This is a genomic window from Sporosarcina sp. ANT_H38 (assembly GCF_008369195.1).
Classification (GTDB): domain Bacteria; phylum Bacillota; class Bacilli; order Bacillales_A; family Planococcaceae; genus Sporosarcina.
On sequence record NZ_VOBC01000001.1, the window covers coordinates 2416585 to 2442186 of the forward strand.

Genomic DNA, 25602 nt, shown 5'->3' on the forward strand with positions numbered 1-25602 from the left:
TAATGGTATGTTTTAATTAGTACTATGTTTATTCAAGGGGGATTTTGAAATGGAAGCAATCCGTTATGAGCAAAAGGGCAATCTCGCTTTCGTGACGCTCGACCGTCCGGGAGCAATGAATGCATTTAACTACGATATGTTAAACGAACTCGGGCAGATTACAGAGTCGATTCGCATCAACCCAGATATCCGTGTCATCATTTTTACAGGTTCTGGTGATCGTGCCTTTAGTGTAGGGGCTGATTTAAAGGAACGGAAAACACTTACGGATCTACAAGTGAAGCGAAATCTTTATAAAATTGGCGAGGTATTTTCTGCGATTGAAAACTTGCCACAACCAACGATTGCGATGATGAATGGTTTTGCATTTGGGGGGGGGATGGAACTTGCGCTGGCATGTGATTTCCGGATTGCAGCCCACACTGCACTTATGGGGTTGACGGAAACGGGACTTGCTATCATTCCCGGAGCCGGTGGAACGCAGCGTTTACCGAGGTTAATTGGCGAAGCAAAAGCGCTTGAACTTATTTTGACTGCACGCAGACTGTCGGCGGCTGAAGCGCTTGGCTATGGCATCCTTACAAAAATTTCAACACCGGAAAATCTAATCCGCGAAACAGCAGACTTTGCGGATTCAATCCTTGCGAATGGCCCGATTGCCGTGCAACAGGCGAAATTTGCGGTTAAATACGGCATGAACGTTGATTTGCAGACTGGCCTTGCTATTGAGCGGAAAGCATATGAAATGACGATTCCGACTGAAGACCGCATTGAAGCGTTGAATGCATTTTCGGAGAAACGCAAGCCTGTGTTTAAAGGGAAATAATGATTTCGTTTCCGGGGATATCCTTTTAAAGGCGTCCATCTATTAGTCAGACGGAACGAATAGGGTGTTTCAGGCCCATTTTCTAGTTAAAAACGGACACCATCATTTGCTGATGGTGTCCGTTTTTTCATGATTAGTAGATGGTAGCACATTTTTTTCGATAGATTGGTTCTTTAACTTACAGCGCGGACTTTTTGAAACAACTGCCGCTGCTTTTGTGACGATTAGTGTAATATTCGTAGCACCTTGATGATCTGCTACATGCGACGCCCTGACATACGGTCCATATTCCCTATCTACAATATAGCGCGGCGGCAATTCGTTGAGCGCAATTGCCATTATATCATTCAAGCAACGCTCACATTTACATGCTAATTGCATTTGGTCTTTATATTGTATTAGCACATCGCGGACGACTTCTTCCATGACATTATATAGGGTCATTTATACACGCTCCAGTAGGTGATCGACACGGTTTCCCACTAATTTTCATCCACCATTTTCCATCTAGTATATCATTCATATACTAGATTTCCCTCTTCCAAATGACCTAATAATTCATTTATAAGTCTACATTCATCCAATTCCAAGGGGGTATAAAGTGCTGACTGTATTTTTTCAGGATGCGAAAACCTGCTTTTATTTGATGAAGTACGCAATAATCCCGCGGTAATCAAGAAGAGTATATAGTCCCCTACCACCTTATGAAAGCTGGGACTCCCATTCTTCACGTAAAATGCCCATCCGAATCGAATCGTAGTACACACCATTCCAAAAGCGGACTTTCCGCAACCGCGCTTCCATCGTCATGCCCAGTTTTTCGCCGACTTTAATCATCCGCGCGTTACCGGACCACGTCGTATAACCGACACGGACCAGCGGCATTTCATGGAATAAATGATTCATCCACATCGTGAGCGCCTTCGTTCCGTAGCCCCCGCTCCAATACTGCGGTTCGTAAATGACAATCCCCATCTCAAGCCAAAAAGAGGGCTTGTGTTCCCAGTAATAACTAACCATCCCGATCAATTCGCCATCCACTTCGATACCCCAATAATCATCCTGAGCCACGATTTTAGCGCGTCCTTCTAGAAACGCTTCGTATGTCATTGTGTGATGCTCATAATAGGGGGCATCCCACTTTTTCCATTCAGGGTTTTCATCCTTGAAGCTAAGTTCCCACATTCGTTGTAAATCCTGTTCTTTAATTGGGCGTATCGTTACGTCTCCATTTGTATAAGTCAATCAGTAGCCTCCGATTCTTTTATAAATATTTCGCGAACCATCCTGTAATTTCGTCTAACCTTGCAATACGCAAGTTCGGTGTACCAGTGCGCGATAAATTATGATTTGCATCTGGGAAGCGAACGAATTCAGTTTCTTTCCCCATGCTTTTCAATGTAATATACAGCTGCTCTGCTTGTTCAATCGGGCAGCGGAAGTCTTTTTCCGAGTGTAAAATTAATAAAGGTGTCTCAACGTTTTTCGCATATTTCAACGGTGAATGTTCCCACAACTTATCAACGTCGGTCATGTCTGCTCCTATTTGCCAATCGCTGAAATAGTAGCCAATATCAGATACACCGAAGAAACTAATCCAGTTCGATATCGAACGTTGCGTGACTGCTGCTTTGAAACGGTTCGAATGGCCGACGATCCAGTTTGTCATGAAACCGCCGTAGCTCCCGCCCGTTACGCCAAGCCGGTCCGTGTCGATCCAGCTGTTTTCTTTACTAACGTAGTCAACTCCAGCCATGATATCTTCATAATCTCCGCCGCCGTAATCGCCTCGTACAGCGTCAACAAATTCCTGACTATAGCCATGGCTACCGCGTGGATTAACGTACAGTACGCCATATCCTTGAGCAGCCAAAAGCTGCAACTCATGGAAAAACGTATTCGCATACATTGCGTGCGGACCGCCGTGAATTTCGACAATTAGCGGATAGTTTGAACCTTCGACGTAGCCCGCAGGTTTCATTAACCAACCATGCACGTCCCAATTTGTCGCGCCTTTATAGACGATTGCTTCCGGTTCAACAAGTTCCACTTCCTCCAAATACGTCGTGTTAAATGAAGTAAGGGCTTGTCGTTCGCCAGTTGCAATTGTTTGCTTATATAGCTCTCCTGGGTTGACTGCGTTACTGACTGCAACAAGTGCGAACTCACCGTCAGTCGATATATCGTAGCCATAGATATGCTCATTTTCTTGTGTTGCTGGGTATAATTCGCCTTCAAGTGATGCAAAGTACAGACGAATATCGCCCATTGTCGACAACTGGAAATACAAATAGTTGTCCTTTGTCCAAACTGCTGATGGTGCACCCGCCCCTTGCTGATGATCCGCAACTGCTGCATCCCCAACCGGTGCGTCGATGCTTTCCGTCAAATTCATGCGCATCCCGTCTTCCGTGTCATAAACGTATAAACAGCTATGCGATGCGTTTTCGAATGTCCGGTCTGAACCAACGTAAGCAATATAACGGTCATCGAATGAAAATTGTGCGCCTCCGAAATAACCCTCTTCATCGACTAGAACAGTTTCCTCTTTCGTTTCAATGTCGACAATAACTAGCGGTTGGCGGAATTCGAAATCCAAATTGTCCTTTCGATTGACGCCGATGATTAATTTCTTACCGTCATGCGATATGGCCTGCAATCCATGCTGGAAATTCCCTTCTGTGAACTGTGTTACCTCTCCTGTTTCGATGTCGACGATACCGATTTGTAGGAACGTATCTTGCTGCAATAGTCCCATCCCGTCCATCTGGTATTTCATTTTCGTGGCACGGTATGGTTCTGGCTTTTTCTTTTCATCTTTTTCTTCTTTGTCCGTGAACGTCTTGCCTTCTTTCACGACCGCGTTCACCCAAACTTTCTTGCCACATGGCGACCAAAGAAAACTCGAAACGCCTTTTTCGAATGACGTCACTTTCTGTGCTTCCCCGCCTCTTGCCTGCAGGATGAACAACTGATTCTTCTCTTCACGGTCCGATAGAAAAGCTATCTGCTTTCCGTCGGCAGACCATTCGGGTGATGAAACTTTCCCTTTGGCATGCGTCCACTGCGTCACTTCGTTCGATTCAAGATTCACGTGGAATAAATTCGATATATACTTATTGTCTTCCTCGTTAATATGCGTTTTCACGAACACTGCTTCCTTACCATTCGGTGCTAATTGCGGATCGGTCACTGACTCTAATTTGAATAGATCTTCTACTTTTAGTTTGCGTTTTTCCATTGAAATCCCCCCTTATTTCTTCGCTATCTACTTGTTTCGACATTCGTAACAGTTTCCCTTTTTTCATGGGGATAAAAAATGATCTCCCTGTATGAAGCAGGAGATCTGGTTTTGGATTATGAGGGTTTTATCGTGAAGACTATCATGGCTTACTTCTAAACTGTGAGGGACACGTAAAACTGGCATGGCTATAAAGTCTATCCCACTAACAATCAGCTCCCTACAGTAAACTTCCCGACCTAATTTACCAATTCCCCGACATACACCGATTGCGGTCGGAAAATCGTATTATCGCTCAACTGCTCTATCGCATGGGCTGTCCAGCCGACAATTCTTGCAGCACTGAACGTTGGTGTGAATAATTCCGGTGGCATATCTATCGAGCGCATAATGGCTGCGGCGTAATATTCAACGTTCGTATACAGTTTCCGCCCCGGCTTATACTCCTCCAGCAAAGATATGATTTCTTTTTCAGCTGCCGTTGCCAAGTCTAGCCAGTCATCCTCCCCCGACATGCTGATGCATTTATCTCTCAACAAAATCGACCTGGGATCTTCCGTTTTATAAATTCGGTGTCCGAATCCCATAATACGTTCGCCATTTTTCATTTTACCTTCGACGACTGGGCGGATATTTTCCTGCGTTCCCATCTTTTCCAGCAAATCGATGACTCCCGATGGTGCGCCTCCATGTAACGGCCCTTTCATTGTGCCGATTGCCGACGTGATGGCTGACGTCAAATCCGATTCAGTCGAAATGGTAACTCGTGCTGCAAAAGTGGAAGCATTCAGTCCATGCTCCATCGTCAGTTTCAAATACGTTTCGAGTGCTTCGATTTGAAATTTGTTTGGAACAACTCCTGTAAGCATCCACAAATAATTCGCCGTGTGGGATAAAGTCGAATCCGATTCAACGATTGTTTGTCTTTGTTGATTTCGAAAATGGCGCGCAACGATTACCGGAAGTGCTGCTGTCAAAATAATCGCCTGATTCTCGATTGTTTCATCCTTAAATTTGGTGTGTGCATAAGCGGAAATCCCCGTCCGCATTACGTCCATTAATGGCATATCAGCAGGAAGCGATTCTAGAATTGCAACAATATGCAGAGGGAGTTCCCTTCCTTCAATCATTTTTTCATTCAATAAACGAAGTTCACTTTCTCCAGGGAACCCCCCATTCCACATGAAGTAAGCTACTTCTTCAAATGAATGTGTCGCTATAAGTTCGCCTACAGAAACACCCCTATACCGTAATTCTCCTTTATCTCCATCGACTGATGCAATTTTTGTATGGACTGCAATAACATCTTTCAAGCCTTTTTGAAACATGATTATTCCTCCTTCTTTTCTTTAGTATAAGGCGGAGATATAATTATGGAAATTGAATGTTTTTCATCAAGTTAATTATTATTATTAATCATACGGGAGGTTCCCCAATGGATTATCAATGGCTAAAAACGTTTATTGTTGCCGCAGAAACCCTGAATTTCCGTAAAGCTTCCGAGAAATTGATGCTTTCACAGCCAAGTGTAACCGTTCATATACGGCTTTTGGAGGAACAACTGGGTACAAAGCTGTTCGATAGGATAAACAATCGCGTCACCTTGTCCGATGCGGGGAAAGTTTTTTACCCTGAAGCTGTTCGACTTACCAAGGACGCAGACGCAAGCGTGAATCGGATGCATGCGTTTTCGCAAGGCTATCGTCGGAAATGGACCATCGCCATTTCACCGTTAATGGCCGAAACTATATTGCCATACCTATTACGGACTTTCATGGAGCGCCATCCCGATGTCGAACTATCCATTCGTATCGAAGAATCAGAAATGATTGAGCAACTTGTCGACAATGGCGATGTGCACCTCGGTATTTCAGCACTCGATGCTAAGTTCAAAAGTATTGAATCAATCCTGATTTACAAAGACCCTATTTTATTCATCATGCAAACGGATTCATACGATGAAGAGAGCGGCCCATCCATTGACCTGGCTGATGAACTGCAAAAAAACTATTTGTTTACACATCATCATCCAATCTATTGGGACAGCTTACTTTTCTCTCTCAATAAACATATTCCTGGAATTAGGACAATGAAAGTCACACAGGCGCACATTGCAAAACGGTTCATTCAAGAAGGGCTAGGCGTCTCGTTCCTCCCTCACTCCATCGTACGGCGCGAATTGATTGAAGGTAGACTTATGCAACCGCATTTTGACCTATTCGATTTACCGACCGTTTCAACATTTATTATTGTGAAAAAGAGAGGGGAGCTTGAAGAAGAATTCATCAATCAAATTTCTAATTATTATTTTGGTTAAAGAATCATCTGACATTTTATATTGCCTCTATAACGTAAAATGGTAGCTGCTTTTCATATGAAAAGCAGCTACCATTTTATATTCGACTCCTAATTTATCACACTGCTTCTGTTACGCATTTAACCGCTTCTACCTCATGTAATCCGCCTTCTGAACTGAAAATATAGTCAGGCTTTGACTTACCAAGTTTTGCTTTATGGCCTGCAATATGTGATGGACTTTCTTGACCAACACGGTGCAATCTTCGAATCCTTCGTGCTCTTCAATAATGCCTTTTCCATTAAAGCGCTTCACGACTTGGTCTGCATTTATAGTTGATAATGATTTACATTGTTTTTCAAGAACTTCATACACTCTTACGATCATTAAAGGGGTTTCGAATTGCCACCTAATCCAATGTATCCAATTGGCTTCTTATATAATTTCCACGAGCCTCGATATACGTTGAGATGAAATCCGGTTCTTTATCAAATGTTTCAATATTGCCCTTTTCATAAGGATCTTTTAGTACATATGGCCTTAGTAGAACATGCATCCCTTGTATTTTAGGTTTCATATAATCCACGTTAAATTTACTGTTTAAAATCTCTTCTAACAGATTTTTGTATTGCGTTCGAAATGTTTTCACATCAAGAATTCTTGCGGTAAGAGTATTAAATCCTTCGATTCTCAAATAGTCTTCTCGCATTATTTCTCCATTGACATCTCTTCCCCATGTCGCATCGTAATCCCATGGAATGACTTCAAACAGACCCGTCTCCCCGTTCCGATAAAGTGCGTAGTTATGAACAAATCCATCGAAATTTTGGGTAAAAATAACACCAGCGAGCCAGCGCAGATACTTATCCACGTTTACATATTTTACGATTTCATGCTCAAATTCCTCTCTTGAAATGGTATTGACATTAATAATCATTTCTTGTAACTGCGCGTCACTATGTTCTGTTCCATACTTTTTTTCATAACCTAAATTTAGTGATTTCTTTGCTTCTTTATCAAGATGACTCATTAACGAAAAGTTAGCATCCCCATCGACCGCATAAAATATCGATCCTTTTGGTAGCTGTCGATTTGCTAGAAAGAATTCATCCACTGATTCTATTTCTAAATATAGCCCCTCGTTTTTTCCGTTAATTTTCATATAAACGAAACGAGATTTAGGTGATAAGCAACCTATTTCATTAAAAAAATCAAAAGATAGTTTATTCCTCAGCAATGATGGATCCATAAATTCCGCATTCAAATGGTATTCTTTTGCATTTCTATACATGCCCGGTTTGTAAAAAGAGAGGTTATAGGATTTCTTTCGTAAATCCCGAATATGGGAGCCACGATAAGCAATTTCAATCTCATATTTCTTTTTATTTATCGTCAACTTCGCGTTAACCGGATCATCTATCCAAATATCTTTCCGTAGTTCACTTACAACACTAGGATGAATAAAAAGCTGATATTCAGGTATCTCCATGCCAGTATCCACGTGAATTCTATCCCTTCACTTTTATACTATTCGTATGTTTTCAAATGCTAGATGTTCCCCTAGATGATAATTATTTATAAAGTGTACGCATTTGTCTCTAATGCTTTAGGTAAAACCGCGTACTTTAAGGAGAGAGGAAGGCTTACTCATTAAATTTAAGTTGCTTATAAAGACGATTATCTGGATCCATTTTCTCTCAAAAAGCAAAAAAGGAGGGTGGACATGTCACTATTTTTTGAAGATGAAATACAAAAAGCAAAAAAGAGCACTGATCGCTTAGGGTTAGATACCCTAATGTCTCAGGATCCTCGTGATAACCCGAGTAAAGTAAACAAATATAAACGCGCTTCGTACAATCAAGCATTTTCTAACAAAGATCAACATGATTCCAACAAACGACCAAATAGAAGGAGAAATAATAAGTATTAAGAAAAGTGCAGGGTATAAGATGTACCATCGACGCGATGTATTTTACTACTTAGCTTGGTTGGCTTTTATCTAAGTCAACAAGGCTTTCTTTCTTATCAATTAAGAGATGATTCCCTTCCCACCCACCTTTAATTATTTTTCTTAGTATATGCGTTTGTCTCTATCACTTTTCCTACGATTACGTACATTAAGTGGAGAGTAAGGATTTGAAGCAACTCTGAATCCAGTCTTCAAAAGGAGTATGAACAAATCTACATTCTTTATCTTTCAAAAAAAAAAGGAGGTTTTAAGATGTCTCAACTTTTTAACAATGATGATATTCATAAAGCAATTAATAAGGTTGTTGGCTTGGGATTAGATAACTTTATGTTCCAGGAGCCTTCCAGTAACAAGCATTGTACTAGTAGCAAGCGACGCTCTTGCTGTAAACGACGCACTAGCAGTAGGCGTTGTACTAGCAGCAGGCGATGCACTAGCAGCAGGCGTTGTACTAGCAGTAGGCGGTGCACTAGTAGCAGGCGATGCACTAGCAGTAAGCGATGCACTAGCAGCAGGCGATGCACTAGCAGTAAGCGATGCACTAGCAGCAGGCGACGCACTAGCAGTAGGCGTTGTACTAGCAGCAGGCGACGCACTAGTAGCAGACACTGCACTAGCAGTAAGCGGCGCTCTTGCTGTAAAAAAAGGCATACTTGCAACAAGAAACAGTTAGTCATTGGTCCAGTACTTCCGAGCCATAAGCGACGCTCTTGTCGTAAGCATCGCACTAGCTCTAAGCGACGCACTAGCTGTAAACGTCGCACTAGCTGTAAACGTCGCACTAGTTGTAAACGTCGCACTAGCTGTAAGCGACGCACTAGTTGTAAACGTCGCACTAGTTGTAAACGTCGCACTAGCTGTAAGCGACGCACTAGCTGTAAACGTCGCACTAGTTGTAAGCGACGTACTAACTGTAAAAAACGTCATACGTCCGGCAGACGACACTTTTGCTGTAAAAAACGTCATACTTTCGACAAGCGAGGCTTTTGCTGTAAAAAGAAACATATAAGCAAAAAGCGACGTCCTTGCTGCGGCTTTTAACGTCTGAGTAGAACTCACACAGGGCGGAATGTTCTCTAACACTTACCTGTTTTCATAATAATCCTCGCAATAAAAATTGTATTCAGTTAAAAACCCTTTCCACTCCAAGGAAAGGGTTTTTAACTGATCTTATAATTCAATATACTGATAAGGTGTATATTTTCACACCGTAAACGATTGTCCCTATCATTTGTGGGACAGCCACATATATTAAGTGAAGGGAAAGATTATTTACCAACAGCGATACGATTCTTATATAAAGAAAATCTATCCACTTTCTTTCTCTTAATCAAGAAGAAAGGAGGTAAGGGTATGTCTACTTTTCCAATGAATAATAACCATAACGCAGGTAAGCATGGTAACAACTGCGGATGCGGATGCGGATGTGGTACACACAAACCACAACACACTCGTTCACAATGCTGTACGCAAAATACACCTCAAAATACTTGTACAATCACATTCAGACATACCGGAGAAAGTCGTGTTTGGAGACCTGATACTAGTTGCAACCAGTGTCGGAATTCTGATAACGAACGATTCCAACACAAGGACAGTTCTTGCTGTTGTAACTTCGGGTTTTAATAGGATGATGGGCTATCCCTTGAGTCGCAATTGAGCGTCTTGATGGGACAGCCCTTTTTCCTTGGATTTTTTCGGAACTGCCATGACCCTAACAAAAAACCTCTCCGCATTCATCCCGGAAAGGTCCATCTACTTAAATTCTAACTTGATCCTTCAATGACCGTCTCAATATTTTGCCGGTCGTATTTTTCGGCAGTTCATCTAAGAACTCGATTTGTTTCGGTACTTTATATTTCGCCAAACGAGCCGCACAGAATGCGATGAGTGAGGCTTCGTCTGCTACAATACCTTCTTTCAAGACGACAAATGCATGAACTGCTTCGCCAAAATCTGCATCCGGCAAACCAATAACCGCTGCTTCGACGATGTCGCGATGAGTAAATAGTACCTCTTCAACTTCACGTGGATAGACGTTATAGCCCCCTACGATGACGAGGTCTTTTTTACGGTCGACGATATAGAAGTATCCTTTTTCATCACGTTTGGCCATATCGCCTGTATACAACCAACCATCTCGGATTGCGGATTCGGTCTCTTCTGGCATTTTGTAATAGCCTTTCATAACATTTGGTCCGCGCACAATTAATTCACCGACTTCTCCATCCGTTACTTCATTACCCAACTGGTCGACGACTTTGTTTTCTACGTTGATGATATTCGTCCCGATTGAACCAGGAATACGCTCTCGGTCAAGCGGGTTGAAGCAAGTTACAGGTGATGCTTCGGACAAACCATATCCTTCCGAAATCCGTACATTAAACTTCTCTTCGAAATTATGTAACAACGCAACCGGCAGCGATGATCCACCTGAGATTGTCGTCCGAACAGATTTGAAATCATCAGGATTACCTTCAGGGTACTGATATAGGAAATTGTACATCGTAGGCACAGCTGCGAAGATAGTCGCCTGCTGTTCTCTCACGACATTGAATACTTCTGACGGACTGAAGCGCGGTACAAGTAAAATCGTTGCACCCTTTACAAGTGGAGCGTTAATAACGACTGTAAGTGCAAATACATGGAATACTGGAAGTGTCGCTACTACGCGATCATCTTGCGAGAATCCAAGGTAATCTGCAACGTCACGCGCATTTGAATACAAGTTGCCATGTGTCAACATCGCGCCTTTTGGAAAACCTGTTGTTCCAGATGTATACAAGATGATAGCGGTTTCATTTTCATCCATAGAAACGGGTTCCTGATTAGGCTTTCCTGTAGCAATGAGCTGTGTAAATGTATGAACTTTCGACTTCACCGCTGCTGGAAGTGCGGCAATTTTCTCCGGTGTTTCCGGAACCGTTTCACAAATCACATAATGTTCAACAGCTGAGAATGCGCCAGCCGCCTGCTCAACAAGTGGTAGTAGGAGATCTAGTGCAATAACTACCTTCGCATCGCTATTATGTATGATATACGAAATTTCGTCTGGCGTGTAAATCGGATTAATCGGAATCGCTGTCGCACCTATGCGCATTGTCGCGTAAAGCGAAATAAGAAAATGTGGTGTATTGCCAAGAAGAAATGCGACGTGATCCCCTTTATTAACGCCTAAACCTTGCAGTGCCGACGCGAACATGGCTACCGACTGGTCAAACTCTGCATATGATGTATCTTTCCCCAAGAAGTGATAAGCCGCTTTTTCAGGCTGTGTCATTGCAGTTTCACGCACTTTAGTAACTAGATTCATAAGTTCATCCCCTTTTGATTAAATGAATACCCATTCATTGTCCACAAAAATCATTATATAAGAAAAGTTCAGACAAATCAAGACGCGAAAAGCGCAAGCGCCTGTTCACAAAGGATTCCAGCCTAAGTTCGCCACGTCCTGTGGAAATAAAGAGGGGTGCTAGTTCAATCCCTCTCCGCTGCATGACCTGCATCGTGCAGGCCCGTGACAGGCATAAGACCGATTGGCGAAGCGGTGCACTTTACCGCACAGCCAATCTGACTTATGTCCCGAACCCCTAGGCGCTGGAGCTAGACATGAAAAGTGGAAGCGCCTGTTTAGATGATTGCTGCCGAAGTTCGCCACGTCCTGTGGCAATAAAGAGGGATGCTAGTTCAATCCCTCTCCGCTGCATGACCTGCATCGTGCAGGCCCGTGACAGGCATAAGACGGATTGGCGACGCGGTGCACTTTACCGCACAGCCAAGCTGACTTATGAGGAACGCAACCTAAGAGCGCCGCGTCCTGCGGTAATAAAGAGGGATGCTAGTTCAATCCCTCTCCGTTGCATAACTCACATCCTGTGAGCCTCCGAACCCCTAGGCGCTGGAGCTAGACACGAAAAGCGCAAGATCCATAATAAAGGGATTCACCCAAAGACTTTCAGAAGTAAGAGACTGCACTCTAACCCCTCTACGAAAATTTCACACCGACGCTTTAATATGTGCTAGATAACGCCAGCGTATTAAGTAGAAATAAAAGATTTGCAAAAGCGTAAAACCGACAAGAACGAGGACCAGTTCTCTTACAATTGAAATTTCTGCAAGCGCATCCCAGATCACTTGTAATGACAGAAATGCGAACGAACTATGGACAAATGCGACTCCCCATGGGAAGAAAAACTGCGGGATTAATTGCCGATTGACAATTTTCTTGAACTCGCGATCCGTGATACCCATGCGCCGTAAGACATCGAATTGTTTCCGATCACTTTCGAGCGATGTATACAATCTGAAGTAAATGAAACTTCCAGCTGCTAGGAAAAAGACCCCAGCCAGTAGTAATCCGATAAATAATAACAATGAAAATGTCGTCCGGATGACCGAATAATTCATGCCCGGATTTTCAAATGAATACGGTAAATCATCGGACTCGCCCAGAAGAAATGATTCCGCAACCTTAGCATCAATGGATAAGCCGATTTCCTTGGTTTTTTGCCAATCGGGAATATTGAATGCATAGTAGGATAATGACTTAGCCCCTTGAGTTAACCCACTTTCTAAGACCAACTCATAATCTAAATCATTCAACACGATAGCGTTCATTGCAATCGAGTACGCTGAAAATAAATGATATGGATACGCCCCGTCTATCTTAACGTGGACGTTACTTTCTTCGAGCAACGTTCTCACAGTTCTGTTCTTCAGCTGATCATATGACGAAGCAGAAGGTGGTAGGAAAATGGCTTCGCCTTTTTTCATATCAATAGCTTGATAGCCAAACGAATGAGCAAGCATGTTCACATTAGAGAGCTTCAGTATCGCAACAGGGTTCTCTGTAAACGTCGAAGTCTGTTCCAACACTTGGAACCGGACAAGTGAATAATCGATCTGCTCCGCATTCAATTCATCGACAAGCTGTGTGATATGCTTCCTTTCAAGTTCGTTCTCTGGCTTACTTTTATAAATAAGACCCAACGGATGCATTTCATGGTACTGGGAAGCAAACGAAGTAAGCGATGCAAGTATGCCAACCGACATGAACGCTACCGTGGACACGATTGTTACGATGAAAAACATTCGCGCATTTTCACGCAGCCGCACAACACCTTCAGAAATCGACAGCAACCAATAATGATGCCAATACAATCGTTTTCGTTTGCGAAGCTTATGCAGGAGTAGGGGTAAGGAATCCGTGAAAAAGTAGAAGGTCCCTACTGTTGCAAGCGGTGGCAAGAAAAAGATTAGGCCGATAACGACGGAATTCGTTGTTGATGCGGCCATGATATAGGACATAAGAAGGAACAGTAATCCAAGATAACCACGCGCTTTTGAATAGCCATACGCCCCACGACTTCCTGCATCTCCCTGTATGAGATCAGCCACTTCTCCAGTCCGAATGAACACAGGCGCGACATAAGAAATGATCACAAAGAGACTCATGAAAGCACCAATTGTCAGTGCGAATGGTTCCCATGATAAATAGAGTGGCAAAGCTGGCAAAAGAACGATTTCCCGTATAATCATAAAAAAGAATTTCGAAAACATAAACCCTAGAATTGTCCCCGCCACAATAGATGCAGTTCCGATAATCATCGTCTCAATGAAGATAAGACGGTTCAATTGTTGCTTCGCCATCCCTAAATGCAGCAAGATGCCAAATTCCTTCGATCTTGCCTGAAGAAATGCCCGCATCGAATAAAACAAGAAAAACACAGTGAATATATACAAAATAATTTCTGCGATAACCATACCCATGATGGCAATTTCTTGAACAAACCGATTTTCTATGGATGGATGAAATAACAACATGGAATAAAGGAAAAATACCATAACTGAGAAAACGCTTGCCATGAAAAAGGCAGTATAAACACGTCTATTTCGAATGACATTACGGTAAGCGAACTGACGAAAGGTCATTGACATTCCCTCCGAGAAGAGACAAGACGTTCAAAATACGTTGGAAAAATGTTTGACGTCTTTCATCTTTATAAATTTCATTAAAAAATTCGCCGTCCTTGATAAATAACACGCGGTCACAATAACTGGCGGCAATCGGATCATGCGTCACCATAATGACAGTTGTTTTTGCAGTTTTATTAATATGACTCAGCAATTCAAGCACATCTTTCGCAGACTTCGAATCCAGATTTCCAGTTGGCTCGTCAGCAAGAATGATTTTTGGTTTATGAATAAGTGCCCGCCCAATCGCCGTTCGCTGCGCTTGTCCCCCTGACAGTTCGTCAGGTCGACGGTTCAAAATGTCCTTCAAATCAAGACTTACCGCCGTTTCTGCAATGCGCTTTTCCATTTCAGGTACAGATAAGCCATCAAGTGTCAGCGGCAAAACAAGATTCTCTTCTACGGTCAGCATTTGAAGTAGGTTAATATCCTGAAAAACGAAGCCGAGATTGCGTCGTCTGAATAGTGCCAAATCGTTTTGTTTGAGCGCTTCTGGCTCAATTCCATTTATCATTAGACGTCCATATGTCGGTAACGTAATGGTTGAAATTAAGTTCAGCAAAGTTGTTTTTCCGCTTCCAGAGGGGCCCATTACGGCGACAAATTCACCTTCCTCCACCTCAAAGTCGAGACGGTTCAATGCCCGGTGCATCACTTTCCCTTCATAAATTTTCGTTACTTCCGTCAATTCCACGATTGTGTTCCGTTTCACTCATCTCACCCGCCTCTCCATTTTCAAATAGTACTGTCACTGTTGTTCCTTTCCCTTTTTGTGATTTAATTGACAGTGGATGACCTAACCGATCGCATACTTCTGACGCAATATAAAGTCCCATCCCCGTTGATTCGCCGATCAGTCGACCGTTTTCACCAGTGAAGAAAGCTTTGGTGACTCGCTTCAAATCCGAAGTTGGGATACCAATCCCTTCATCCTGAATCGACAATTGCAGTCCATCCCCTGTGCAAGAAGCGATTAAATGGACTTTCTTTCCTTCGTCGAAGGTATATTTCACTGCATTAGTAATGAACTGTCCGATGACGATTTTCATCCACTTCGCATCCGTGGCAACAAAAAAGTTGTCATCGATTGAAATAACTGGGAATACGCCATTTGTGATGAACAGCCGCTTATGTTCCGTCACGATTTCTTGTACTAGTTTTTTCAAACCAACGCGCTCAATTTGCATATCTTGTTCAAACGTTTCGAGCCGCGCATTAACAAGTACTAAATCGAGTCCACTTCGAATTTTCTCTACCTCTTCAGTGATACTGTCACGGTCAAGGTCATCTTTTTCCTGCAATAGAAGCCCCATAACGGAAATCGGAGTTTTCATCTGATGGACCCACTGATTCATAAAGTGGAGCTGTCGATGTTGAGCTGCATACAACCGTTGTACTTCGTTTTGATACAACCTGTACAATTCGCGTGTAAACTCCGTCGTTTGCCGATGCTCCGGTGCTTGTGTAAATCGGATAAGTGCATCTTCCATCTTTTCCGGCTTTCGCGTGATTGCTTCGTAGAATGTACGCCTCATAATATATTTCCCTAATAAATAGACGCTCGTCAACAACATACTCATACTGATTGAGTAGACAGCCGTGTTGAAATTACGGAATCCATCCAACCAGTACAACAGCATAATGAACAGCATCAGAATCACTTGAAAAATGAGGAATGGTACATGTTCCCTGAGAAAGAGTCCAAGCTTTTTCATGATTCCTCAGGTGCTAAAAAAAATCGATAACCTGCGCCGCGGACGGTTTCGATTGAAGATTTAATAGCATAATCAGCAAGTTTTTTACGTACCCGAGTCATATTAACGTTTAATGTATTTTCATCGACAAAGGACTGATCATCCCACAGTTCTTCCAATAATTTTTCCCTTGAAACAACTTTCGGTGCTGCGTCCATCAGCAACTCAAGGATGACGCACTCCTTTTTCTGCAGGGGTACGTTGTTTTCGCGGACATGCAGTTCCATACGTTCAATGTATAACTGGAGTGCCCCGATTTTCACAGTCCGTTCGGATTGGTTTGGAGCGTATTCACCAAACGTTCTCCGTAAATGACTTCTGATTTTTGCAAGGACGATTTCATAATGAAAAGGTTTCGTTATGAAATCGTCGCCGCCATTTTCTAGCGCAAATACCTGATCCATATCTCCAGATCGCGCGGATATGAATAGTATAGGACATGTAGTATATTGGCGAAGCTGACGACACCAATAATAGCCGTCATAAGAAGGTAAATTGATGTCTAGCAGAATGAGATGTGGATCGAACGCGAGGCTTTCCTCGGTGACTTGGTCGAAATCTTCTACAATTGCAACGTCATATTGGTATTTCCGAAGTGTGTCTGCTAACAGTTGTGCGATTTTCTTATCGTCTTCAACTATGAATATACGATGTTTCTCCATAGGACAGTCCCCTTTCACATTTCCTTTTATTATACCGTAAAAACGGGTCTAGTGTTTGGAAGTTTTTTGGGAATTTAGTTGTTTTGGGTGGAGGGTTTAATTGATTGGATGGGGTTTATGATTGGTTACCCACGATTTTTGATCCGTCAAACCGCGAATATGATTGGGTACCCACGATTTATGATCGGTCAAACGGCGAATATGATTGGTACCCGCGATTTATGATTAGTCAACTATGTAGGCCCTTTGAATGGTCGATTGTAATTTCCCGTGTGCATGGATAGTGTTTATTTCAAAAGAAAAAAGCCTGACGTATAGTCAGACTTCTGATTGTATTAATAAATCAATTGAAGGAACTCTTCTTTCGTAATGCCACCTAGATATGTCGGAATATCAATTGGTGCAAGTGCTTCGCCAATTGCCTGTCTTTCATACTGGACACCTTTCAAGCTTTCCTCGATGACTGCCACTTCACCGACACCGAAAAAGTCTCCAAAAATGCTGATATCTTCCATAATTCCTTTTTTCACTTGGATATGCACATCAATCCCACCTACTGGGAATCTGTGTGAGTGCTGCATATTGAACTTCGGTGATTTTCCGTAGTTCCAATCCCAGTTGCCATAGCGCTCCGCAGATAACTCGCGAATGTTTGTCCAATCTTCATCCGTCAACTCTAGATATTGGATTTTTTCTTCCCCGCCGAAAATCGATTTCAGTATTTCCATTCGGAACTGTTCAATTGTCATTGAATCATTCAGGAATTCGGAAATATTCGCGACACGACTGCGGATTGATTTAATACCTTTGGATTCAATTTTATCTTTGCGTACTTTTAGCGCTGATACAACGCGCTCGATTTCTGTATCAAACATCAGCGTTCCATGGCTGAACATACGCCCATTTGTTGAGAACTGTGCGTTACCTGAAACTTTACGTCCCTCAACAAGAATGTCATTACGACCGAGTAACTCTGCTTTGACACCCATTTCTGCGAGTGCCTGAACGACCGGTTCCGTAACCTTTTTAAAGTTGCGGAACGATTCGCCATCGTCTTTTGTTAAGAAACTGTAATTCAAGTTGCCCAAATCATGGTAGACAGCGCCCCCACCAGATAGACGGCGAACAACATGAATGCCGTTTGCTTCCACGTATTCTGTATCAATTTCTTCAATCGTATTCTGATTTTTACCAACGATGATGGAAGGCTCGTTAATATAAAACAACAAAAATGAATCTTTGTCTATATCCATATTCTTAAGGACATATTCCTCTATCGCCAAGTTGATATGCGGATCTGTAATTCCCTTATTATCAATGAAATACATAATTATCGCTCCTCATAAATAGCTTCTCAACCATATTATCATTTTTAAGAAGTGAAGACCTCACTTCACAACTTTCAGAATAAATCATTAAATGTGTTGACACCCAGCACACTGTTATATTACACTACAAACAATAGATTTAGTTATAGTACAAATTAAGAAGGGGAGAATGAAAATATGATTGAGAATGTCATCGAGTTTTTCAAAAATCTACCTGCTAAAATTTGTACATCCTGCGGGCATGAAATCGTCGAGCAACATGAATGCTACGGTAGCAAATGTGACAACTGCAACATCTTGTGATTTTTTTTACAAACCCTGTACTATTACACATACAGCATTTCGCCCGAAACTAATACAATCGAAAAGGGGAAATTTAGCTATGATTGAAAATGTTATCGAGTTTTTTAAAAACCTGCCCACAAAAGTGTGTACGTCGTGTGGAAACGAAATAGAAGAACAGCACGAGTGTTATGGGAATAAATGCGATGCTTGCAATATTGTATAACTTTTTGCATATACTGTACTACCACAACGAAAATAATTGAACTAGTACTAATACAAATGAAGAGGAGGAGAATGAGATATGCTTGAAAATGTCATTGAGTTTTTCAAAAACCTGCCTGCAAAAATTTGCACGGTCTGCGGGAAAGAAATCGAAGAGCAGCATGAATGCTACGGCAACAAATGCGACGATTGCAACATCCTATAAATATGAAAACAGCCGGGAAAATCCTCCGGCTGTTTTTGTTTTTAAGGGCATAGCTCTTTATTTGTCCAGTATGTCAGGACGATCTGTATGAATACCATTTACACCGATTGCCTTCAATTTTAATGCAGTTTCGGCATCAATAACAGTATACGCATAAACGGGTAGTCCTTTTTCATTCATCTCCTTAATAAATGGAGTCGTCAGTGCTTCATAACTAATTCCCAGTCCGGATGCATAGGTCAACAGCTCGTCCAGTTCTTTGGTTGACAGATTCGCTTCTTCATCATCATCAAATGAAATGATTTTTAAGAGTGGAATTTCTTGATTTAATTCTTGAACACGTTTTAAACTTTTTTTACTAAATGACTGGATTGCTACTTTAGGATGTCCGTCTTTATCAAACCCAATCATATCGTGTTGCTTCAATGTATTAACCAGGTTTTCTTCAATTCCCGGATAGTCTTCTGGATTTTTCAACTCTATCATGAAATTCATATTGTCTCCGAATTGACCAAACACTTCGCCCAGTTTAGGAACTGCATATTCTTCTGAAGGGCCACTTACAGCTTTCTTGTCCTCATCCTTGTGCCGAAAGTTCACGGATAGTTCCTTCAGCTCACTAAGTGTAAATTCACCAATTTTCCCGTTCGCTTCGGTTGAACCAGAAACTTCCGCATCATGCATAACCGCAAGTTGTCCGTCTTTAGTTTGATGAATATCAAGTTCAATATAGTCTGCTGCAAGCTCTTCTGCCAAATCAAAGGAAGCGAGCGTGTTTTCCGGTACGTAAGCTGACGCGCCGCGATGTGCGATAATGAGGAAGTCTTTGCTTGGCATTGGCCCGTCTTCTGCTTCCCCTTTGCTACAGCCTGTCAATAACAGCACCGCACACAGTACTCCCCATGTATATCTTTTCATTCCCGTTCCTCTTTTCGTTAATGGTCTATGTATTGTCTATACCCTTTATTCAACAAAAAAAATCCACCCGAAGGCGAATTTTTTTCAGTCAAATAAATCTTCTAATACTTCTTTTACTGCCGCTCTTCCCTGATCAATGCAGTCCGGTAATCCGACACCATTATAAGATGCACCGGCTAATTTCACTTGTGGAAACTTCGACTTCAGTTCCGTGCGCGCTTCTGCAATCCGCTGTTTGTGACCGACACGGTATTGCGGTCGATCTTTTTTCCAGCGGGTGATAACCGTGAAATCTGGTTTCCCGGTTATCTTTATAACTTTACCGAGGTCGGAAAGAATAATTTTTTCAATTTCAGCATCCGGCAAGTCTACAATTGCTTCATCGCCTACCCGTCCTACAAATGCACGGATAAGTACTTTTCCTTCCGGCGTTGTCGTTGGCCATTTCCGATGCGTCCATGTACACGCCGTAATCGAATAATCGCTGCTTCTTGAGACAAGGAAACCGGTTCCTTCTTTGTCCTGCACGACGTGTTCTTCCGGAAATGCTAGTGCTACCGTCGCAACAGATGTAGTCGGTATTTCTCTCAAGTCCTGTAACAATCCGTGCGGAGCGAATAATCGCCCCGCCATCTCATGCCCCGTTGTGAGAATAACTGCATCGGCTTCTATTTTACGGCCATCATTCATTTCGAGAATAGTCTTTTCCCCTGCCATTCCAGGTGCTTTAATCGCGTCGATTCTGACACCTTTCATGACAGATCCTGGTTTAAGTTGTTGCTCAATTGCTTCGACAACTGTTTCAAGCCCGTTTCGGAAGGTGTGAAAGACGCCTTCTTTCTTAGCGCCATGTCCATCTTTCTGTGGTACTTGTTTAGGTGTTGTTTTTTTCATCCCAAGAATGAGGCTACGATGTTTCTTCTCCACTGCGTAGAATTGCGGGAATGTCGATTCCAAACTCATATGATCGATATCGCCTGCGTAAACTCCTGATAGGAGCGGTTCAATCAGGTTATCGACGACTTCACCGCCAAAACGTCTACGGAAAAATCCACCGAGTGACTGATCTCCTTTTACACTTGAACGCGGGAGCACAAAATCACCAGCCGCTCGCAGTTTTCCAGCCATTGAAAACAGTCCTGTTTTCAAGAATGGACCGATTTCCGTTGGGATACCCATGACAGAACCACCTGGAATCGGATGCAGTTCGCCGCCAACAAGCACATATGCCTGCCCCGTTGCATTTTTCACAAGTTCTCCTTCGATCCCCAGATCTTCTGCAAGAATTCCCATGCTTTTTTTCCGAATGAGGAATGAATCCGGACCACGCTCAATGATAAAACCGTTACGCCGGACTGTCTGGATTTTGCCACCAAGCCGATTTGACGCTTCGACAAGGATGACATCTAGAGGAAGGCCTTTTTCATGCGCCTCTTTCTGCATATAAAATGCAGCGGAGAGGCCCGTAATCCCACCACCGACGATAACGACTTTCTTATTTTGTTCGTTCATGTCCATCATCACATTCTTTCAATCGTATTAGGCTACTTTCATCTTATCCTGCATTAACGGGCAGTAAGACCCCCGTTCTTAGTATTCGTGTAAATAGGGGGTCAACTGCCCGTGAAAAAGCACGAATGGTTCGGACCAACGAGGAGGAATTGAACTGCATCCCTCCGTGTTGCCGCACGCCACAGCGTTCTTAGTTTGAGTTCCTTATTGAAGTTTCATTTTTTCAAATACAGCGTCCACCATCGCATCTATAAATAACGGATCGATGTTAGGCATTTCCGGACGATAATAGGAAGCTCCGATTTCATCACAGACAACTTTACATTCATAATCGTTGTCAAATAGCACTTCAAGATGATCGGAAACGAATCCTACCGGTGTATAGACAAATGTCGTATAACCTTTTCCTTTATGCAATTCACGTGTCAAGTCTTGAACGTCAGGACCAAGCCATGGTTCAGGTGTTTGCCCTGCACTTTGCCAGCCTAGTTCGTAGTTTTTCACTCCAGCAGCAGCCGCTATCAATTCAGCTGTTTCTTTCAACTGGTCTGGATACGGATCGCCATTCGCGATAATTTTTTCCGGTAATGAATGTGCTGAAACAATCAGACACGCTGCAGTTCTCTCTTCTTCACTCATACTCTCGAATGTACCGCGCACTTTATCAGTCCAGAATTCAATAAACTTAGGCTGCTTGTACCAGCTTTCTACTGAAGTGATTGTAATACCGTGCTTCTCGGCTTCTTCTTTTGCCCGACCGTTATACGATTTAACAGAAAATGTTGAGAAGTGCGGTGCAAGTACGATTGAGACTGCTTCTGTAATACCGTCTTCATGCATTTTTTCTACTGCCTCTTCAATGAATGGCGTTATATGTTTTAATCCGATATAGACGTTGAATTCGATGTCGTCCTGTACTTCGTTCAGACGATTACATAGTGCATTTGCCTGGTCTTCAGTTATTCTCGCAAGCGGAGAAATACCGCCAATTGCCTCATAGCGGTTGCGAAGGTCTTCCAATTGTTCGGGTGCAGGCGGACGGCCGTGACGGATATGCGTGTAGTACGATTCAATATCCTCTTCCTTATTCGGCGTCCCGTAAGCCATTACTAAAAGTCCCATTCGTTTCTTTGTCATAACATCCACCTCTTCGTTTGGATCAGCACGTTATTTACGCAGCTGTGCACTATATTCATGAACAAATTCAGTTAATTTCTTCAATGTTGCTGGTTTCACATCTGGAAACACGCCATGACCAAGGTTAAAAATGTGATTGCCATGCTCTACGCCTTGTTCGATGATCACTTTCGCACGTTCTTCGATAATGCTCCAATCTGCAAGTAGCAGTGACGGGTCAAGATTCCCCTGCAATGGCTTAGTTAGACCACGTACTCCTGCTTCCTTAATAGACAGACGCCAGTCAAGTCCAACAACGTCTACAGGCAAGTCATGCCATTCGTTCGCCAAGTGGCTTGCGCCTACCCCAAACGTGATTAGTGGAACGTTCAATTTACGCAGTTCTGTGAAAATACGCGTCATAACTGGTTTGATGAAGATTTGGTAATCAGATACATTCAAAGCCCCAACCCACGAATCAAAGATTTGGATAGCTTTTGCACCTGCATTAACTTGCGCAGTAATATACGTAATCGTCATATCTGCAAGTTTGTCCATTAGAGCAAACCACGCTTCCGGCTCAGATACCATGAATGACTTCGTCAAGTTATAGCTTTTCGAAGGACCGCCTTCAATCATATAGCTTGCCAATGTGAAAGGCGCTCCCGCAAAACCGATAAGTGGAACATTCAATTGTTCCTGCGTCAGGATTTTAATCGTTTCAAGAACGAAAGGAATATCATCTTGTGGTGATAAATCGCCAAGATTATGTACGTCTTGCACTGTACGAATTGGATTTGAGATTACTGGACCAATGCCCGCTTTGATTTTCACATCAATACCGATCCCCGGTAGAGGTGTAACGATGTCTTTGTAAAGGATCGCAGCGTCGACGTTGTACTGATCGACTGGTAGTTTTGTGACATAAGCACAAAGTTCTGGCTGGTGCGTAATCTCTTCAAGAGAATATTTTTCCTTGACTTTCAGATACTCCGGTTGCGAGCGTCCTGCCTGCCTCATGTACCAAACTGGTGTATGATCAATCTTTTCGCCTCTTGCAGCGCGCAGAAGCGTATCATTGAATTTTGTCATTTGGTTAATTCCTACTTTCATTTTCAAGTCATTTACGTGTTACTTATCCGTACTCAATATAGACTTTTCCCCTTGCAATGTATAGCATTTAGCCCCATATGTCATAAAATTGTGCGTCCTTTTTACATAACTTTGCCATCATTTTGTCATTGTTTGTTTTAAGTTCACGAATAAGGGAAAATAGAAGTAATAAGAATTCTTAGGAGGTTTTTTGAAAATGAATATTTATATGACATCTGGAACACCGGATTTTATGGAGAGTCTAAAGAATAAGTATGTATCAGAAGGTCTGCTTGCTATGCATGGCGATGGAAATTCTCTTTTATTACATGAAACAGCAGGGAAAACTGTTTTCCAAACACCACGTCGTTACGAAATTATCAGTTCATCGGGAACACTGCAAGAAAACGGTTATTTCGTCTTCAACAATATTCCTGTCACGGATGAAGGACGTCCAGTTTTCGAGCATGATTTTAAAGAACGAGCAAGTACAATTGAATCCGAACTCGGATTTATCGCATTTCGTTTGCTCCGCCCACTCGATTCTGATACCTATATCGTACTGACGGAATGGTCTAGCAACACCTATTATACAAGATGGAAAAACTCAACTTCTTTTGGACAGACTCACGCAGGCGTTGACAATACACCACATATTTTCTCGAGTGCTCCTTATGTAACGACTTATATGACGAGAGGCGAGTAAGAAAAGCTCAAGTACCTTAGTAGATCCGAAAAGTAGGAGGGATGAAGTTCAATCCCTCCATGCTAGAGGACCTAAAACGACTCGAGGGGTTATACGTTGCTGTCTAGGCACCAATCCATGTAGAATAACTTTTACTTTCTTATCATTTACATAAAACACCCGGACTGCCTCCCTATAAAGGAAGAATCTCCACTTTTTTATACCTTTCATTGTCCATAATCGAATGTTTGGTATAATAGAAGTAGAAACATTCTAACTAGTAACATTTAGAGAGGGGTAGTCGATTGAAAGAGCAACTGTTTGAGAAACTCGATAGCCATTATGAGGATATGGTCGTTATTCGCCGCCATCTTCACATGAATCCAGAATTATCTTTTAAGGAAGAAAAAACTGCGCAATACATATATGATTTTTATGCCGAACTTGGGGTTGATGTACGCAAAGGGGTTGGAGGCAACGGTGTAGTCGCACGGGTTTTAGGTGGAAGACCGGGCAAGACGGTTGCACTGCGTGCCGATTTTGATGCACTACCAATTCAAGATGAAAAAGATGTACCCTATAAATCGACTGTTCCGGGCGTCATGCATGCCTGTGGTCACGATGGACACACTGCTACTTTGCTTCAACTTGCAAAAGCCATCCATGAATTGCATGAAGACCTCGCCGGCGAATATGTCTTTATCCACCAACACGCAGAAGAATTTGCTCCAGGTGGTGCAATTTCGATGATTGAAGATGGTTGTCTTGATGGGGTCGATGTCATTTTCGGGACACATCTATGGTCTCTGACACCTTCAGGAACAATCGAATATTTAGCCGGGCCTGCTATGGCAGCAGCTGACCGTTTTGATATTACAATTCAAGGTGCTGGTGGTCATGGTGCAGCTCCACATCAAACGAAAGACGCCATTATCATCGGTTCACAGCTTGTCATGAATTTACAGCAACTCGTTTCACGTCGTGTCAATCCAATTGACTCTGCAGTGTTATCCATCGGTTCATTCGTTGCTCAAAACGCATTTAACGTCATTGCCGATTCAGCAAAACTGGGCGGTACGGTACGAACTTTCAACCCGGAAATTCGTCACTTAATGGAACGTGAGATGAAACGTGTCATTGACGGAACCGCGCTTGCAAATGACTGTGTAATCGAATTCGAGTACGTACGCGGCTACCCTGCCGTCGTCAATCATGCAGCTGAGACGGAATTCCTAAAAACTGTGGCTGAAGGCATCCCTAATGTAGAATCTGTCGTCGAATCGACACCGCAAATGGGCGGCGAAGATTTTGCATACTACTTAGAAAAAGTTCCAGGTACATTTTTCATCACAGGTGCCAAACCGGAAAATCCCTATCCGCATCACCACCCTAAATTCGATTTTGATGAAAGCGCTATGCTTCTCGCAGCGAAAACACTCGGTGCAGCAGCTATCGATTTCCAAAATTCGTAAACGAAAACGGCCGGCGCCCAAAATCTATACGTAAAACGATGGCTTT

The 25602-nt window shown here is 42.6% G+C and carries 26 protein-coding genes; 9 read left to right on the top strand and 17 right to left on the bottom strand.

Features of this window, described 5'->3' with window-relative positions; translation table 11 throughout:
• Positions 1-49 precede the first annotated feature (49 nt).
• Positions 50-826 (top strand): enoyl-CoA hydratase-related protein, encoded by a 777-nt coding sequence (locus FQ087_RS11455; RefSeq protein WP_149580565.1) that lies wholly within the window; start codon positions 50-52, stop codon positions 824-826.
• Between the two features lie 102 nt (positions 827-928).
• On the opposite strand, the gene FQ087_RS11460 is transcribed toward FQ087_RS11455, so the two are convergent.
• The 4 genes from FQ087_RS11460 to FQ087_RS11475 all read right to left on the bottom strand — a co-directional run bounded on the left by FQ087_RS11460 (position 929) and on the right by FQ087_RS11475 (position 5395).
• Positions 929-1270 (bottom strand): late competence development ComFB family protein, encoded by a 342-nt coding sequence (locus FQ087_RS11460; protein WP_149580566.1) that lies wholly within the window; start codon positions 1268-1270, stop codon positions 929-931.
• Between the two features lie 258 nt (positions 1271-1528).
• Positions 1529-2071 carry a GNAT family N-acetyltransferase gene (locus tag FQ087_RS11465; protein ID WP_149580567.1) on the bottom strand — a complete coding sequence of 181 codons (543 nt, stop codon included), beginning with the start codon at positions 2069-2071 and terminating at the stop codon, positions 1529-1531.
• Between the two features lie 19 nt (positions 2072-2090).
• The gene (locus tag FQ087_RS11470) at positions 2091-4067 is read right to left on the bottom strand and encodes a S9 family peptidase (protein WP_149580568.1); all 1977 of its coding nucleotides are present in this window, start codon (positions 4065-4067) and stop codon (positions 2091-2093) included.
• A gap of 239 nt (positions 4068-4306) precedes the next feature.
• Positions 4307-5395: a citrate synthase/methylcitrate synthase gene (locus FQ087_RS11475; protein WP_149580569.1), complete on the bottom strand. Its 1089-nt coding sequence runs from the start codon at positions 5393-5395 to the stop codon at positions 4307-4309.
• Positions 5396-5502: 107 nt separating this feature from the next.
• Between FQ087_RS11475 and FQ087_RS11480 the strand changes: the two genes are divergently transcribed.
• Positions 5503-6384, top strand: a complete 882-nt coding sequence (locus FQ087_RS11480) for a LysR family transcriptional regulator (protein WP_149580570.1) — start codon at positions 5503-5505, stop codon at positions 6382-6384.
• Positions 6385-6481: 97 nt separating this feature from the next.
• Here FQ087_RS11480 and FQ087_RS23365 read toward each other — a convergent pair whose 3' ends face one another.
• Both FQ087_RS23365 and FQ087_RS11490 read right to left on the bottom strand, forming a co-directional pair.
• Entirely contained in the window at positions 6482-6625 is a 144-nt protein-coding gene (locus FQ087_RS23365; RefSeq protein ID WP_370456050.1) for a hypothetical protein, read from the bottom strand.
• 147 nt (positions 6626-6772) lie between these two features.
• On the bottom strand, positions 6773-7864 hold the full coding sequence (locus FQ087_RS11490; protein ID WP_370456051.1) for a CotH kinase family protein: 1092 nt from the start codon (positions 7862-7864) through the stop codon (positions 6773-6775).
• Between the two features lie 222 nt (positions 7865-8086).
• On the opposite strand from FQ087_RS11490, the gene FQ087_RS11495 reads away from it, so the two are divergent.
• Positions 8087-8293 (top strand): hypothetical protein, encoded by a 207-nt coding sequence (locus tag FQ087_RS11495; RefSeq protein ID WP_149580571.1) that lies wholly within the window; start codon positions 8087-8089, stop codon positions 8291-8293.
• A 354-nt stretch (positions 8294-8647) separates the two neighbouring features.
• On the opposite strand, the gene FQ087_RS11500 is transcribed toward FQ087_RS11495, so the two are convergent.
• Complete coding sequence (locus FQ087_RS11500) at positions 8648-8983, bottom strand: hypothetical protein (RefSeq protein ID WP_149580572.1); 336 nt, start codon at positions 8981-8983, stop codon at positions 8648-8650.
• A gap of 25 nt (positions 8984-9008) precedes the next feature.
• Between FQ087_RS11500 and FQ087_RS11505 the strand changes: the two genes are divergently transcribed.
• A complete protein-coding gene (locus FQ087_RS11505; RefSeq protein WP_149580573.1) occupies positions 9009-9341 on the top strand; it encodes a hypothetical protein in 333 nt (110 codons plus the stop codon).
• A gap of 750 nt (positions 9342-10091) precedes the next feature.
• Here the strand turns inward: FQ087_RS11505 and FQ087_RS11510 are convergent.
• From FQ087_RS11510 to lplA, 6 genes are all read right to left on the bottom strand, one after another.
• Positions 10092-11645, bottom strand: coding sequence for a fatty acid--CoA ligase family protein (locus FQ087_RS11510; protein ID WP_149580574.1), 1554 nt, complete (start codon positions 11643-11645; stop codon positions 10092-10094).
• A gap of 683 nt (positions 11646-12328) precedes the next feature.
• Entirely contained in the window at positions 12329-14263 is a 1935-nt protein-coding gene (locus tag FQ087_RS11515) for an FtsX-like permease family protein (RefSeq protein WP_149580575.1), read from the bottom strand.
• Positions 14235-14957, bottom strand: a complete 723-nt coding sequence (locus tag FQ087_RS11520; protein ID WP_149580857.1) for an ABC transporter ATP-binding protein — start codon at positions 14955-14957, stop codon at positions 14235-14237. Before FQ087_RS11520 ends, FQ087_RS11515 begins: the two co-directional genes overlap by 29 nt.
• Before the next feature lie 10 nt (positions 14958-14967).
• Positions 14968-16020: a sensor histidine kinase gene (locus FQ087_RS11525; RefSeq protein ID WP_149580576.1), complete on the bottom strand. Its 1053-nt coding sequence runs from the start codon at positions 16018-16020 to the stop codon at positions 14968-14970.
• The gene (locus tag FQ087_RS11530) at positions 16017-16721 is read right to left on the bottom strand and encodes a response regulator transcription factor (RefSeq protein WP_149580577.1); all 705 of its coding nucleotides are present in this window, start codon (positions 16719-16721) and stop codon (positions 16017-16019) included. The genes FQ087_RS11525 and FQ087_RS11530 overlap by 4 nt, the downstream gene beginning before the upstream one ends.
• A 335-nt stretch (positions 16722-17056) precedes the next feature.
• Positions 17057-18049, bottom strand: a complete 993-nt coding sequence (lplA, locus tag FQ087_RS11535) for a lipoate--protein ligase (RefSeq protein ID WP_149580578.1) — start codon at positions 18047-18049, stop codon at positions 17057-17059.
• Positions 18050-18226: 177 nt separating this feature from the next.
• On the opposite strand from lplA, the gene yhfH (FQ087_RS11540) reads away from it, so the two are divergent.
• The 3 genes from yhfH (FQ087_RS11540) (at position 18227) to yhfH (FQ087_RS11550) (ending at position 18761) form a co-directional block, all read left to right on the top strand.
• Positions 18227-18352: a protein YhfH gene (gene yhfH, locus FQ087_RS11540; protein ID WP_149580579.1), complete on the top strand. Its 126-nt coding sequence runs from the start codon at positions 18227-18229 to the stop codon at positions 18350-18352.
• 79 nt (positions 18353-18431) lie between these two features.
• Complete coding sequence (gene yhfH, locus FQ087_RS11545) at positions 18432-18557, top strand: protein YhfH (RefSeq protein WP_149580580.1); 126 nt, start codon at positions 18432-18434, stop codon at positions 18555-18557.
• Between the two features lie 78 nt (positions 18558-18635).
• Positions 18636-18761 (top strand): protein YhfH, encoded by a 126-nt coding sequence (yhfH, locus tag FQ087_RS11550; protein WP_149580581.1) that lies wholly within the window; start codon positions 18636-18638, stop codon positions 18759-18761.
• 57 nt (positions 18762-18818) lie between these two features.
• Here yhfH (FQ087_RS11550) and FQ087_RS11555 read toward each other — a convergent pair whose 3' ends face one another.
• The 4 genes from FQ087_RS11555 to hemE form a co-directional block, all read right to left on the bottom strand.
• The gene (locus FQ087_RS11555; protein WP_149580582.1) at positions 18819-19679 is read right to left on the bottom strand and encodes a glycerophosphodiester phosphodiesterase family protein; all 861 of its coding nucleotides are present in this window, start codon (positions 19677-19679) and stop codon (positions 18819-18821) included.
• 84 nt (positions 19680-19763) lie between these two features.
• Positions 19764-21191 carry a protoporphyrinogen oxidase gene (gene hemY, locus FQ087_RS11560; protein ID WP_149580583.1) on the bottom strand — a complete coding sequence of 476 codons (1428 nt, stop codon included), beginning with the start codon at positions 21189-21191 and terminating at the stop codon, positions 19764-19766.
• 204 nt (positions 21192-21395) lie between these two features.
• A complete protein-coding gene (gene hemH / locus FQ087_RS11565; RefSeq protein WP_149580584.1) occupies positions 21396-22328 on the bottom strand; it encodes a ferrochelatase in 933 nt (310 codons plus the stop codon).
• Between the two features lie 30 nt (positions 22329-22358).
• On the bottom strand, positions 22359-23399 hold the full coding sequence (hemE, locus tag FQ087_RS11570) for a uroporphyrinogen decarboxylase (protein WP_149580585.1): 1041 nt from the start codon (positions 23397-23399) through the stop codon (positions 22359-22361).
• A 217-nt stretch (positions 23400-23616) separates the two neighbouring features.
• Here hemE and FQ087_RS11575 point away from each other — a divergent pair, with 217 nt between their 5' ends.
• Positions 23617-24105, top strand: coding sequence for an antibiotic biosynthesis monooxygenase family protein (locus FQ087_RS11575; protein ID WP_149580586.1), 489 nt, complete (start codon positions 23617-23619; stop codon positions 24103-24105).
• Between the two features lie 284 nt (positions 24106-24389).
• Positions 24390-25556, top strand: a complete 1167-nt coding sequence (locus tag FQ087_RS11580; RefSeq protein ID WP_149580587.1) for a M20 family metallopeptidase — start codon at positions 24390-24392, stop codon at positions 25554-25556.
• Positions 25557-25602: the final 46 nt, after the last annotated feature.

What these genes read in the sequence shown, in the direction of transcription:
- FQ087_RS11575 (WP_149580586.1), top strand. Translation starts at nt 23,617, where the DNA reads ATGAATATTTATATGACATCTGGAACACCGGATTTTATGGAGAGTCTA.
- yhfH (WP_149580580.1), top strand. Translation starts at nt 18,432, where the DNA reads ATGATTGAAAATGTTATCGAGTTTTTTAAAAACCTGCCCACAAAAGTG.
- yhfH (WP_149580579.1), top strand. Translation starts at nt 18,227, where the DNA reads ATGATTGAGAATGTCATCGAGTTTTTCAAAAATCTACCTGCTAAAATT.
- FQ087_RS11495 (WP_149580571.1), top strand. Translation starts at nt 8,087, where the DNA reads ATGTCACTATTTTTTGAAGATGAAATACAAAAAGCAAAAAAGAGCACT.
- hemY (WP_149580583.1), bottom strand. Translation starts at nt 21,191, where the DNA reads ATGAACGAACAAAATAAGAAAGTCGTTATCGTCGGTGGTGGGATTACG.
- hemH (WP_149580584.1), bottom strand. Translation starts at nt 22,328, where the DNA reads ATGACAAAGAAACGAATGGGACTTTTAGTAATGGCTTACGGGACGCCG.
- FQ087_RS11480 (WP_149580570.1), top strand. Translation starts at nt 5,503, where the DNA reads ATGGATTATCAATGGCTAAAAACGTTTATTGTTGCCGCAGAAACCCTG.
- FQ087_RS11520 (WP_149580857.1), bottom strand. Translation starts at nt 14,957, where the DNA reads ATGCACCGGGCATTGAACCGTCTCGACTTTGAGGTGGAGGAAGGTGAA.
- FQ087_RS11455 (WP_149580565.1), top strand. Translation starts at nt 50, where the DNA reads ATGGAAGCAATCCGTTATGAGCAAAAGGGCAATCTCGCTTTCGTGACG.
- FQ087_RS11555 (WP_149580582.1), bottom strand. Translation starts at nt 19,679, where the DNA reads ATGAAAAGATATACATGGGGAGTACTGTGTGCGGTGCTGTTATTGACA.
- FQ087_RS11510 (WP_149580574.1), bottom strand. Translation starts at nt 11,645, where the DNA reads ATGAATCTAGTTACTAAAGTGCGTGAAACTGCAATGACACAGCCTGAA.
- FQ087_RS11470 (WP_149580568.1), bottom strand. Translation starts at nt 4,067, where the DNA reads ATGGAAAAACGCAAACTAAAAGTAGAAGATCTATTCAAATTAGAGTCA.
- FQ087_RS11460 (WP_149580566.1), bottom strand. Translation starts at nt 1,270, where the DNA reads ATGACCCTATATAATGTCATGGAAGAAGTCGTCCGCGATGTGCTAATA.
- FQ087_RS11515 (WP_149580575.1), bottom strand. Translation starts at nt 14,263, where the DNA reads ATGACCTTTCGTCAGTTCGCTTACCGTAATGTCATTCGAAATAGACGT.
- FQ087_RS11500 (WP_149580572.1), bottom strand. Translation starts at nt 8,983, where the DNA reads ATGCCTTTTTTTACAGCAAGAGCGCCGCTTACTGCTAGTGCAGTGTCT.
- yhfH (WP_149580581.1), top strand. Translation starts at nt 18,636, where the DNA reads ATGCTTGAAAATGTCATTGAGTTTTTCAAAAACCTGCCTGCAAAAATT.
- hemE (WP_149580585.1), bottom strand. Translation starts at nt 23,399, where the DNA reads ATGACAAAATTCAATGATACGCTTCTGCGCGCTGCAAGAGGCGAAAAG.
- FQ087_RS11475 (WP_149580569.1), bottom strand. Translation starts at nt 5,395, where the DNA reads ATGTTTCAAAAAGGCTTGAAAGATGTTATTGCAGTCCATACAAAAATT.
- FQ087_RS11530 (WP_149580577.1), bottom strand. Translation starts at nt 16,721, where the DNA reads ATGGAGAAACATCGTATATTCATAGTTGAAGACGATAAGAAAATCGCA.
- lplA (WP_149580578.1), bottom strand. Translation starts at nt 18,049, where the DNA reads ATGTATTTCATTGATAATAAGGGAATTACAGATCCGCATATCAACTTG.
- FQ087_RS11525 (WP_149580576.1), bottom strand. Translation starts at nt 16,020, where the DNA reads ATGAAAAAGCTTGGACTCTTTCTCAGGGAACATGTACCATTCCTCATT.